This is a genomic window from Enhygromyxa salina (assembly GCF_000737335.2).
GTDB lineage: Bacteria > Myxococcota_A > Polyangia > Nannocystales > Nannocystaceae > Plesiocystis > Plesiocystis salina_C.
In genome coordinates, this window is the sequence record NZ_JMCC02000106.1 from 1 (window position 1) to 12,149 (window position 12,149).

10 protein-coding genes are annotated in these 12,149 nt (G+C 67.4%); 3 read left to right on the forward strand and 7 right to left on the reverse strand.

Annotated elements, in window-relative coordinates:
• Window positions 1–932: serine/threonine-protein kinase (locus DB30_RS32180; protein ID WP_146661562.1), on the reverse strand; the 932-nt coding region annotated here is incomplete at its 3' end.
• A gap of 168 nt (window positions 933–1,100) precedes the next feature.
• Here DB30_RS32180 and DB30_RS32185 point away from each other — a divergent pair.
• Entirely contained in the window at window positions 1,101–2,420 is a 1,320-nt protein-coding gene (locus tag DB30_RS32185; protein WP_052556265.1) for a serine/threonine-protein kinase, read from the forward strand.
• A gap of 67 nt (window positions 2,421–2,487) precedes the next feature.
• Window positions 2,488–3,993 carry a vWA domain-containing protein gene (locus tag DB30_RS32190; RefSeq protein WP_165704049.1) on the forward strand — a complete coding sequence of 502 codons (1,506 nt, stop codon included), beginning with the start codon at window positions 2,488–2,490 and terminating at the stop codon, window positions 3,991–3,993.
• Window positions 3,994–4,033: 40 nt separating this feature from the next.
• Here the strand turns inward: DB30_RS32190 and DB30_RS32195 are convergent, their stop codons facing one another.
• Window positions 4,034–4,810 (reverse strand): phytanoyl-CoA dioxygenase family protein, encoded by a 777-nt coding sequence (locus DB30_RS32195; RefSeq protein ID WP_165704050.1) that lies wholly within the window; start codon window positions 4,808–4,810, stop codon window positions 4,034–4,036.
• A 55-nt stretch (window positions 4,811–4,865) separates the two neighbouring features.
• On the reverse strand, window positions 4,866–6,578 hold the full coding sequence (locus DB30_RS32200) for a DUF1287 domain-containing protein (protein ID WP_146661563.1): 1,713 nt from the start codon (window positions 6,576–6,578) through the stop codon (window positions 4,866–4,868).
• Window positions 6,579–6,763: 185 nt separating this feature from the next.
• Here DB30_RS32200 and DB30_RS32205 point away from each other — a divergent pair, with 185 nt between their 5' ends.
• On the forward strand, window positions 6,764–8,062 hold the full coding sequence (locus DB30_RS32205; protein WP_052556274.1) for a DUF4215 domain-containing protein: 1,299 nt from the start codon (window positions 6,764–6,766) through the stop codon (window positions 8,060–8,062).
• An 11-nt stretch (window positions 8,063–8,073) separates the two neighbouring features.
• On the opposite strand, the gene DB30_RS32210 is transcribed toward DB30_RS32205, so the two are convergent.
• The 4 genes from DB30_RS32210 to DB30_RS32225 all read right to left on the reverse strand — a co-directional run bounded on the left by DB30_RS32210 (window position 8,074) and on the right by DB30_RS32225 (window position 11,934).
• Window positions 8,074–9,240 carry a vWA domain-containing protein gene (locus tag DB30_RS32210; RefSeq protein ID WP_052556275.1) on the reverse strand — a complete coding sequence of 389 codons (1,167 nt, stop codon included), beginning with the start codon at window positions 9,238–9,240 and terminating at the stop codon, window positions 8,074–8,076.
• Between the two features lie 606 nt (window positions 9,241–9,846).
• Window positions 9,847–10,665, reverse strand: coding sequence for an HvfC family peptide modification chaperone (locus tag DB30_RS32215; protein ID WP_052556277.1), 819 nt, complete (start codon window positions 10,663–10,665; stop codon window positions 9,847–9,849).
• Complete coding sequence (locus DB30_RS32220) at window positions 10,655–11,551, reverse strand: MbnB/TglH/ChrH family RiPP precursor modification enzyme (protein WP_146661565.1); 897 nt, start codon at window positions 11,549–11,551, stop codon at window positions 10,655–10,657. The genes DB30_RS32215 and DB30_RS32220 overlap by 11 nt, the downstream gene beginning before the upstream one ends.
• 101 nt (window positions 11,552–11,652) lie before the next feature.
• Window positions 11,653–11,934 (reverse strand): hypothetical protein, encoded by a 282-nt coding sequence (locus tag DB30_RS32225; protein ID WP_052556281.1) that lies wholly within the window; start codon window positions 11,932–11,934, stop codon window positions 11,653–11,655.
• Window positions 11,935–12,149: the final 215 nt, after the last annotated feature.

Consider the following 12,149-nt stretch of genomic DNA (forward strand, 5'->3'; position numbering starts at 1 on the left):
CGGGCGGGGCCGGGGCCGGGGGCGTGGGCGGGGCTGGGGGGTGGTGGACCGGGTTGCGGTGGGGCAGCGTCGCGCGGCGGAACGAACAGCAAGGTCGCGTTCGCGCTTGTCGGGGCAGCTTCGCGCAAGAACCCCGACAGCTCGGCGTGGATCGTTGCCGCGTCGCTCACTCGCTGTTCGGGCGCAGGTGCCAAGATACGCAGGATCAAGCTCTGAAGCCCCGGCGGCAGCTCGCGGGCGATCGCCTCGGGCAGCGGCGGCACGCCTTGGCTCAGGCGATCGATCGCGCTGCGCAGCCCGAGCCCAGCGAATGGGCCACGCCCGCACAACAGCCGATAGAGCAGCAGCCCGAGCAGCCAGCGGTTGGAGCTCGCGTCGTCGGGGTGACCGGCCGCGGCGGCTGGCGTCAGCCATTCGCGACGCAGCTCCGCGCTTGGAGATGGATCGTTGGGTGCGTCGACGCGCGGGTGAACCAGCACCTCGGCGAGCACCCACACGCTCGGCTCGATGACCACGTTCGTGGGTCGCAGCAAGCCAGGGAACAGCCCGCGGGACTCGGCGCCCGCCAGCGCGCGGGCCAGCTCGGCCACCAACACGACGACCGGTCGCCACGTCAGGGGCAGACCTTCATGGGTCCCGAGCAGGGCGGGCAGCTTGGTCTCGATCCGCGCCCGGACCAGCCACGCCGTCCCGTCTGATGGGTCCCGCCCGCCCTCGATGAACCCGCCGATCCCCGCGCGCCCGAGCTCGAGCAATTCATCGGCCGCGGTCTGGTGGCTGAGGGGGAGTCGCCACAATTCACGCCCGTCCGCGCAGGCCGAGCGCTGGGCCACGCGGATCGGCTCGAGCGAGCGCTCGCTCACGGGGGGCGGGGCCACTGGTCCACCGTGCCCGAGCTTGTCACCGTTCGGCAAGCCATCATCTGTGCTCATCGGGCCAGCCAACGCCAACGGAACGACGATGCTTTCGAGCGGTGCAAGCCGATCACTGGCAACCGGCGTTGGGCCCCCCGCATGGCGCCCCGCCCCGCCCAGACCACCTCCCCAGGCTCAGCCGAAGCCGCGGGAGCCTTGACTGTCACCAGTCCGCGGGCTGCGCTCGTGGTGTACAAAGGATCGGGACCCGAGGTCGACACGGACCCGGATCACGCCATGCCCGAAGCCGATCCCGAGCGCCGCACCCTCGCCTACGCTGGGGCTGACAACAGCCCAGCTGCCACCTCCGACCCCGGCTCCGACCCCGGCTCCGACCCCGATTCCGCAGGCCCCGAGCCAGCGCTGGCTCGCGCGGGAACGGGGGGCGCGCTCGAGCCCGAGCCCCGTCGGATCGGTGATTTCCTGGTCCGCCGCCTGATCGGCGAAGGCGGCATGGGCAAGGTCTACGAGGCCGAAGAGCGCCTCTCCAAGCGCCGGGTCGCGCTCAAGGTGCTGCGCAGCGAGCTGTCCCGCAGCGAGGTCGGTCGCCGGCAGTTCGTCAACGAGATGGGGATCCTCGCCAGCCTCGACGATCCGCACGTGGTCCGCTGCCTGCACTGCACGGAGGTCGACGGCGAGCTGATCATGGCGCTCGAGTTCCTCGAGGGCGAGACCCTGCGCGAGCGAATGCTCCGCGATCGCGCGCTGGCGTGGGACGAAGTGGTGGCGATCGCCTGGCAGGTGGCCGCCGCGCTCGAAGCCGCGCACGCGGGCGAGCAGCCAATTATCCATCGTGATCTCAAGCCCGAGAACGTGATGTTGCTCGACGGCGGGCGCGTGAAGGTCATGGACTTCGGGATCGCCAAGATCGTCCAGGCCGCGGCCGGCAACACCACCCACAGCGTTGGCACCCTTCAATACATGAGCCCCGAGCAGATCGACGCGCGCCCGCTCAGCCCGCGCTCGGATCTGTACGCGCTTGGCCTCGTGATGTGGGAGCTGCTCGCCGGGCGTCCGCCCTTCGAGGCCGAGTCGCCGCGGGTGTTGCTCGACAAGCTGTGCACCGAGCCAGCCCCGCAGCTGCCAGCCGAAGCCCGGCGGGGGCTGCCGCGCGGGGTCGAGCAGCTGGTCATGCAGCTGCTCGAGAAGGCCCCCGAAGCGCGGCCGGCCAGCGCGAGCGTGGTGCTCGAGTGTCTCGAGCCGTTTCGGCCGGCCGAGCTGTCTACCGCGAGCGCGCCCCGATCCACGACTCGCCCGGGTCGCAGCGTGTCCAGCGAGGTCGCGCAGCCAACCCCGGCCCCGGTGAGTGCGGCCGCGAGCAGCCCCAGCAGCCCCAGCAGCTCGGGCGCGCAGGAGCTCACGCCCAAGCGCTTCGACACGGTCGCTGTCGTCGAGCAGGCGGCGGCCGCCCGCGAGATCCCGACCAAGCTCGCCGCCACGATCATCGTCAGCCTCTCGCTCGCCGCCGGTCTCGTGACCTGGCTGGTCCGTCTCCTCGCCACCTGAATTTTGCAGCCAAACCCAGGAAGTCAGCATGCGCGTCGCAATCGTCGGAGTCCTCGCAGCCCTCGGAATGTCCCTCACCAGCACCGCGGTGTGGTCGTTGACCGCTCCGGGGCAGCGCGACGCCACGAGCGCGTCCAACCCCGTGAATCAGGGCGACACGCCGCGTTCCAATGATCCCAAGCCCGAAGATCCGCCGCCGCCCAAGCTTGTCGACAAGTCGACCTTCGTGACCGGCAAGACCCTCATGGTCGAGGGCCGGCTCGGTCACAGCCGCATGCTCGCCGACGCCCGCGGCGAGACCTTCTTGTTCGTCGACGTTCGTAGCGAGCTCGATCAGGTCAATCAGGCCGGCGCACGCTCGGGCTTCGAGCCGCTCAACCTCGCGGTCGTCATTGATCACTCGGGCTCCATGAAGGGCCAGCGCGAGCGCAACGCCATTGACGCCGCCGCTGGCATGATCCGGCGGCTGCGCGACGGTGACACGGTCTCGGTCGTGTCCTACGCCGAGCAGGCCAAGGTGGTGATCCCGGTCACCACGATCTCGAGCGCGAGCCGGGAACGCCTGATCCGCGAGATGCTCGACGGCGTCAACGATCCCCCCAGCGGCAACACCTGTATCTCGTGCGGTATCGATCTGGGCATGCGCACGCTCTCGGGTCGGCGCGCGGGCATCGATCGGATGTTGCTGCTGTCCGACGGCGAGGCCAACCGCGGCGTCCAAGACGAGGGTGGCATGCGGGTCGTCGCTCGCCAGGCTCGCAACCGCGGGGCCACGATCTCGTCGATCGGCGTCGACGTCGACTACAACGAGCGCCTGATGTCGGCGATCGCCCGCGAGGCCAACGGCCGTCACTACTTCTCGGAGACCGGCGAGAACCTCGAGCAGATCTTCGACGAAGAGCTGGACTCGTTGGTCACGGCGATCGCCAAGGACGGCAAGCTGGTCGTCGAGCTCGCGCCCGGCGTGCGGGTGGCCGAGGTGCTCGATCGCAGCTACCAGCAGGTCGATCGGCGCGTGATCGTGCCAATGGGCACCTTCGCGGTCGGCGAAGAAAAGACCTTCTTGATCCGCCTCGAGGTCCCGCCAAGCCCGGTCGGCGAGCGGCCGGTCGCCGCGGTCACCTTCAGCTATGACGATCTCGCGGGCCGCGAGCCGGGCGAGTGCTTTGGTGAGCTCGCCGCCAACATGACCGCCACGCCCAGCGAGGTGTCGCCGCTCGACGCGATCGTGCTTGGCCGCTTGAGCCGCAGCGAGACCGCGCGCACCCTCGAGCAGGCCAACGTCTTGTTCGCGCAGGGCCGCACCGCGGAGGCCCAGGCCACCGTCGACGCCCACCTGTCAGAGATCAAGGAGCGCCGCGAGGCCGCGGGCTTGCTGACCAAGGCCAAGGACTTCTTCGATCCCTTTGGCCGCGATCTCGACGACGAATTCAACAAGCAGGCGGGCGTGCTCGACGAGGCCAACGCCGGCTTCGTCGAGGCCGAGTCCGCGCCCGAGCCGGCGGCCGCGAGCCGTCCGGGCAAGGCCCAGGTCAGGCGCAACGCCGCGCAGGCCGACGCCTTCTCGCTGTGACAGCGCCGGGCCGGCCGTGGTCGGCCGTGGTCAGCCGTGGTCAGCCGTGGTCAGGGGATCGGTGCAGCGCCGCGTCCTCGAAGGCCGGCACCGAGTCATCGAAGTTGATGCACGCGGGCAGCCAACCGGCCCCGAGCCAGGCTCCAAGAAACCGACGGGTACCGGGCCCCGTGCGCGGGAGCGAGGCGTGCCAGGTCCGCTCCTCGACCAACACCGCGGTTCCGGGTGGACCCGAGAGGGCGACTTGTCCGGGCCACTGCTGGTGCAGATCGTTGGGAAACGGACACTCCAAGGGGTCGCTGAGCTTGCGCGGATAGACCAGCAACGAGCCGGTCTCGGGTCCGAGCTCGTGAAGGTAGATCAGCAAGCTCAGCCGACCGATCCGGTCTGGATCAACCCGGCCGGGGCGCTCGGCCTCTGGCATGTCCTCGTCGGGACCGCCGATGTGGCGATGCCAGGCATGGATCGGCCGCGTGTCGTCGGAGATCGTCGCCCCCGTGGTCTCGATGCGCAGGTCGTCGCCGAGCACGTGACGGACCGCGTCGAGCACCTTCGGGTGAAGAAACCCCGAGGTCAGCGTGGGCGCGTGCGCGAGCAGCTTGGCGAGGGTCACCCCGACCGGTGTCGTGAAGCCGTTCACGGTGGGGTGTGGGTGTTGGCGGCGTCCCGAGCAGCTCATGGGTGGGCGCCCGAGCTCGCTGTACAGACGATCGAGCTCGGCCGTGGCCTGGCGCAGGTAGGCTTCGGAGTAGACGCCCGGTAGCACCGCATAGCCCACATGGCGCAGCGCAGCCTCGTATGCGGCGGGATCGCTCACGGGCGGATGGTAGCTTCGGACCGCTGAGGGGTCCATGGTCGGATCAGGCGCTAGCTCAGGGATCGGGGAGCGCCCAGGCTTGGCGTAGGTCGTCTAGCGTGGGGCCTGGCAGGCTGACGATCACGGCGCCCGGTTCGAGCCACGCGGCGAGCTGCTCGAGTCGATCCGCGGCCATCGCCGTGCAGCCGGTCACCGGGCTATCGGGGTCACTCCAGCGGTGCAAGAAGATGCAGCTGCCGGCTGAAGCGACGCGCGCCCGATTGTGCTCGACCACGATCGCCAGCTCGTAGTAGCGGCGCATGGGCTCGGCGCTGCTCCAGTCTTGGGGGGTCGTCGCGCCGTCGACGATCTCGTTGTAGTGGGCAGACGCGGGATCGTCGACGCAGCGCAAGGTAGCGGACTCGCTGGCGTAGGGCAGCTTGGTGGTCGCGGTCTCGGACCGACCCCAGGCCCCGCCGATCCTGAACACGCCCGCCGCCGACCGCCCGTCCCCCTCTTGCTTGGTCGGCCCGCGTGACCCGAGGGGCGGCCCGTCACCGTGGAGCCCGCGACCCCAGCCCAGGCCGGCGTGGCCAAGCACGATCGGGAACGCGTCACCAACCCTCTGCCATGGACCGCCGACGGTGTCCCGCTGGTATCGCTGGGCCTGCCCGCGAAAGCTGTCCCAATCCTCGCCCCGGACCACCAGCAGCTGCCGGACCTCGGCCGCGATCGGACCGGCGTGCTCGGGGCTCGGCGGCACGCGAAAGCGATCGGTGAGCTCGACGTGACCAAGCAGCTCCATGAACGAGGTTTGATAGCCGTCCGTCCAGTTGTTGGCGACGAGCAGCTGACCGTCAGCGGCCCGGCGATCTCCAATTACGCCGATGTGATCGGGCCCCTTGCGGCTGGCGATCGTCTCCATGAACACCACGTCACCCGGCCGCGGCGGCTGCGTGGCGTCGAGCTGGGTCCAGTGCGCGCGAAACCACGGCAGCAGCGTGCGGACCCGGCGATGATCGATGTCGGCGTTGGCTCGCTCGACCATCGGGTAGCGGTGGGGGGCGCGGGCGATGTCTTCGTGGATCTCGGCCTGCAGATCGATGCCCGCGTTGCGCAGCGCTCGCACGATCACGTCGGTGCAGGCGCCGAGTTCGCGGGGGACGTCGCCGCCGGGAAACGGGATGCTCACGTAGCTCTGGTCGTAGCGCGCAGCGTTGAGCGTCGTCTTGATCGCGCCGATGTCGATGTCGAGCGGATCGGGAATTCCGTCGTCGTCGAGGTCGCCCGGGCCAGGCTTCGCGGCTTGCGCGAGTGCACGCAATTGCTCGGGCGTGCGCACCAGCGGGGCCAGCTCGGCATGATCACCGCGCCGCAATCGCACGCTGTGCTCGCCCACGCTCAGCTCCTGACCGCCCGCCTCGAGCAGCGGATAGACCTTCGTTGGCCAGCCGTCGACATGAAGCACGAGGATTGCGTGACGCGGATCGACAACGGCCAGGATCACCTGGTCGGGGCCAATATCGGCGGGTAGATCAATCTGCACCCGCGCGTCGAGGTCCTCGAACACGCCCCGATCTGCGACGGCGAGGGCCGACTCCGCGCTCGCTAGATCACCGGTGTGAATTGGGTCCGCGTCCGGGCCAGCGTCGGGCGGTGCTGCGCTTGGCGCTGGTCGGATTGCGGAGGTCGGCTGCTGCTGGTGTGGCTGCTCGTGGGCCCGCCGACAGCCAAGCGCGAGCAAGATGGAGCTCAGCCACAGCACGCGCTTCGATGGCGGTGACCACATTGAAATAGCCTAGCAGCCCGTGGTGCTAGCAGTTCACGCGAGGCCCGCGCGTCGATTGATTGACCCAGCATGGTCATGGGCAGCTCGCGCGTCGCTGTAAATTACCAACCCGCAGACAATCGGCGTTATTGTCCGATCCTCACGACGCTGGACTACCGTCCCCCGCTCCAAGGACCTGACCTGACATGAATCGACTGCACCTCGATCGCTCTTTGATCTCTCTCGCCACGCTCGGCCTCGTGCTGATGCCGCTCGCCTGTACCGGCGACGCCGACGATGGCATGTCGCAGTTTTCCAGCCTGACTTACACGGGCGGCAGCGCCAGCGGAGACGGCGACGGTGACGAAGACACGGACACGGACACGGGTACGGACACGGACGAGCCCCCGCCCAACTGCGGCGACGGCATCGTCGACACGGGTGAGGAGTGCGACCTTGGGCAGGCCAACAGCGAGGGTGGCCAGTGCACGACCCTGTGCACGATCGCCGCGTGTGGCGATGGCTTCGTGTTCGAGGGCTACGAAGAGTGCGACGACGGCAACGCGAGCAACACCGACGACTGCACGAACGAGTGCCAGACCGCGGTGTGCGGTGACGGCTATGTCCACGACGGCGTGGAGATCTGCGACGACGGCAACGACGACGAGTCGGACGAGTGCACCAGCGCGTGCACGAACAGCACCTGCGGCGACGGCGTGGTCCAGGTCGGTGAGCAGTGCGACGATGGCAACGACAACGACGCCGACGACTGCCCGGGCTCGTGCCAGTTTGCGTTCTGCGGCGACGGCTACCTGCGCGCTGGCGTCGAGCAGTGTGACGACGGCAACATGGACAGCGACGACGCTTGCATCGCCGGAACCTGCGTGGACGCGTTTTGCGGCGATGGCTACCTCTACGAGGGCGTTGAAGAGTGCGACGACGCCAACATGGACGACACCGACGCGTGCCCAACCAGCTGCATCCCGGCGTTTTGTGGCGACGGCTTCACGTTCGTAGGCATGGAGGAGTGCGATGACGCCAACATGGTCGACGACGACTTTTGCATGAACGACTGCTCGTCAAATGGCTGGTACGACGACTTCGAGTCCAACAACCTGCTGACCTTGCCGTGGGCGACCAACGGCAGCGCGAACTGGGCAACCAGCGGCACCCAGCCGCACGAGGGCGCCTACGTGGCCGCGAGCGGGACGATCACGCACAACCAGAACACCAACCTCGAGGTCACGCTCATGGCCCCGCAGGCTGGTGAGGTCAGCTTCTGGTACCGCGTGAGCAGCGAGAACAACTTCGACTACTTGCGCTTCTATATCGACAACGTTCAGCAGGGCAACGGCTGGTCAGGCGTCGTGGGGTGGACCAAGGCCGTGTACCCGATCGGCGCTGGCAACCACACCTTCCGGTGGACCTACAGCAAGGATGGCTCGGTCAACTCCAACGAAGACAAGGTCTACATCGACGAGGTCTACGTCGGTCCTCCTCCGTGAGGGGTGCCTCGTCACGGCTGCGGCGGGCAGGGGAACTCGGCCTCGAGCTCGCCTGCGTCGAACAGCGCATCGCATGAGCCATTGCACAGCTCGATGCTATCGAGCGCGCCGTTCGGGTCGGTAAACACCCACCCGTCCCCGTCGGCGCAGCTGTCGACTCGCGGGATCGTTTGACCGCCGATCACGATCGTCAGCTCGTCGATGCTCGCCGCTTCCATGTCGAGCTTGACGGTGCAGCTGACCGCAGATGCGATCTCATCGAGCGCGGCCAGCAGCGCGGTCGCGTCGGTCGCGTCGTAAAAGCCGACCTCGCCATCGAGCGCGACGCCGCCGACCTGCGCGACCTCGTCGAGCTTCATTCGCGGGTTGGTGGCGGGCGAGATGCTCTCGGACTCGATATCGATGCCGATCACATAGGTGGGGATGTGGGCGCGATCCCACGCGTCGGCGACGACCAGCGGCAGGTTCTCGTCGTAGACGCCGAACCGGGCGTCGCCTGGCTGGGATAGGTCGCAGTTGGCGGCGCCGTCGGTGACCAGGATCATCGCCGCGGGCAGCTCACCCAGCGACTCGAGTGCTGCCAGCGCCGTCGAGATCCCCGCGGCGGCCGGCGTCGCGCCGTATAGGCCGAGGTCATCGGCAGCGGGAATTGACGCGAGGATCGCATTGGCGTTGTCCAGCGCAGGGGCGACCTCGGGCTGGTCCGATACCACGCACGCGCTGTCGTAGCTCGAGGTGGCGTCGATCGAAGGAAACAGCGTGAGGCCGAGCTTCATGCCGTCTTGATACTGATTGGTGATCGCGGCGACGGTCGCGTGGAGGCTGTGCCAGCGGGTGACCTTTGGGGTGTCCGAGTTGTCGTCGTCGTCCCATTTGTGGTTGACCATGCTGCGAGACTTATCGAGCACCAGGATCACGTTTGGCGGTATATTGGATGCGATCGCAGTGGTCGATTCACAGCTTGGGCCGCTGTCGTCGCCGCCGTCGTCGCCGCTGTCGTCGCCGTCGCCGTCGCCGCTGTCGTCGCCGTCGCCGCCGGGCAGATCAGGCGGCAGCGGCTCGGTGTCGCCAGATTCCTCGATGGCGATGCCATCGCCGTCGAGCGGTGTGTCATCCCGTTCCTCATTGCACGCAGTGATCAGCGTGGCTCCAGCGAGGGCGAATAACGATGTGGTCAAACTGCGTGATAGATCTGGCATTGGGCCAATTCCTCTCGAACTCTAGCCATGGAAAAGCAAGGTCTGGGCCATCTTGCATTCCATCGTTGAATGCACTTCTCGTTCGCAATGTGATGGTGTCACTAGTCGCTCGCGCTTCGTTATTGCTCGGTTGGCAATTGCGGTCGCCACTCGACTGGCGAATGAAAACTGGACTAACCATGGTGGGAATTCCCGCCGGTTCTAGAGCGCGAGGAGACCGTGGTGGTGCAATGCATCGTGTCGCCTCGTGCCGGCGCGGTGGTCGCCCGCAGCCAAAGAGACCCACGTCGACTGGCGGTCACGGGTGGAGGCACTCATCTTGTCACTCAATGCCATAGTGAGCGGGGAATCGGCTGGCGGCCGCCGCCGCTCATGTGCTCGAGCACCGCGCAGACCACGAATTCCAGCTGATTTGCGGTTTTTGTGATCGGTTCAGCCCGATCTGACACTACCTGTCTAGTCACCGGCGTGCTTCCGTCGATGGCTGTAGGTGTTTGTCACCACGTTCGAGACACACAGAAGAGACGGCTTCGCGGCCGTCTCTTCACTTTTGCGTGCGGGCGAGTCCCCGGGGTGCTGGAAGGGTCATGGATACCCGCCAAGCAGCACGTGACGGTCGATCAGATCAGCGAGCGTCACGGCCGTGACCGCGAGGATCTCGTCATCGAGGGTCTCGCCCATGGCTTCGCACGCGCCGAACAGCGCCTCTCGCAGGGTCTTGCCCGCGATCAGCAGCTCGAGCATGTGCGCCGAACGTGGCTTGATGTCGACGAAGCGGGGCTGCTCATCGGCGTGGCGGTACGCGATCACGGCGTGCCCCTTGGGTGTCAGCTCGGGCTCGGCCTCGGGGTCGTACTTGGTCGGCAGGCGATGGACGGCCCAGCGATAGCGGACCAGCTCGACCGTGGCGTTGCAGACGATCGGCTGCTCGAGCTGGATGCCAACCTCTGTCTGGGGGTGGACCTCGCGCGGATCATTGCGGAGCGCGCGAATGCAGATCTGATGGGCGGCGAGCTCGCCAATCCACGCCGGAACCGATGGATCCGCGTCCCAGCGCGGGCGCGCCCAGCTCAGGAACTCGGCTGGGACGTCGCGCAGGTACACTGTCTTGGGTCCTGGATCGGCGATCCACGCGTCTAGATCAGCGCGCAGCCGGTCATCGCCGAGCCGCTGCGCGGCGCCGCCGATGAAGGTTCGAACGGTCTTGAACAGCCGGCCGTGGACCATGTGATGGTAGGCGAGCAGCCGCTGAGGGCCACAGGCCAACATGCCCGCGCGGGTCTGTTCGTCGAGTCCGAGCCCGGCGAGTGCAGCGCTGGGATCCTGGACGATGCGATCATGGATCGCGCGATCCCGGATGACCTGGCCGAGCGCGGACCGGATCTGATCGGGCTCAACCGACACTGGCGACCTCGGGCTCGATGCAGGCGCGGGCGCGGCGGGCGAGGGCGAGGTCGTAGCTGGCCTGCAGCGCGGCGACTTCATCGAGCAGCTCGGAGAGCGGCGGTATCTTCTTGTCGCGCTCGAGCAACACCGGCACCGGGCCCGTTCGCTCGACGACGAACGCCATCAGCTCGTGAACCGTGGGTTCGGCGGTCGCGCCGTGGTCGTCGAGGAACATGTCGAAGCGCTCCCAGTGGGTGTGGCCAGCGACGTGAAGCTGAACCACGCGGTCCAGTGGGTAGTCGGCGACCATCTCGCGCACGTCGAACCCAAAGTTCTTGGAGTTGACGTGCACGTTGTTGACGTCGAACAGCAGGCCGCAGTCGGCCAGTTCGCACACCATCGTCATGAACGCGGCCTCGCTCATCTGCGGCTGGCCCATCGGGAGGTAGTACGAGATGTTCTCGACCGCGAGCGGGCGCTCGAGGCGATCTTGCGCTTCACGGATCCGGTCAGCGACGCGGTGCGCGGTGGCTTCGTCGAGCGGGAGCGGCAGCAGATCGTGCAGCACGGCCCCCTGTTCGGTCGAGAAGCACAGGTGGTCGCTGTGCCAGCTGCCGCCGTGGCGAGCCAAGAACCCGCGCAGATCTTTAAAGTAGTTGGGGCAAAACGGCTCGATCGAGCCAAGCGACATCATGAGGCCGTGGGTGATCAACCGGTTGCGGGCCGCGATGTCCTCGAACAGGCGGACCATGCGGCCGCCGCGGTTCATGTAGTTCTCGGGGCTGACCTCGAAGAAGGCGACGCGGTCGTCGGCGAGCCCCTTTTGGACGTCGGCCATGAACTCGGCGCGCAGCCCCAAGCCGACGCCCGTTGGCGTGCTGGGGTTGTGAAGTCGTTCACGCATGTTGGTCATTGGCGGCAAAATTGAGAAAAGCGCCCGGGCCGAAACGACGACCACGGGCGCAAGTCAGCGGTCACAGACCGCGGTTGTCAAATCCAGTTGACTCAGGCAGCGCCGCTGCAAGAGGCTTCGTCCGACTCGCCGCTGCAGGAGGCTTCTTCGTCGCCACCGGCGCCATCGGCCGGGGCGTCTTCGCCGCTGCAGGAGGCCTCGGCGTCGTCGCCCTTGCAGGAAGCTTCGCCTTCGCCCTCGGCGGGGCCAGCCGAATCACCGGCCTCGACCTCGTCAGGGTTGGTGGTCTCGCCTTCCTTCTTGCAGCCAGTGAGGGTGAGGGTGCCTGCGCTAAGGATGGCCAGGGTGGCCACGATGTCCTTGAGGTTTGCCATTACGTTTGTCCTGATCCTTCGTCGATATGCCCGGGGGGTGAGTTGCACTCGAACGGAGTTCGTCGGTGGGGGTCCCCGGGTCGCTGAGATTGGGCGGATGCATATCATGGTCGCGGGCGTGCGTCACTGAACAACTGAATAGAAAATGTGCAAAAGCTCGCCTACCTGAGCCAAGGTTTTCGCGGTCGCGGCCAAACCGGCGAATTTAGTGCGCT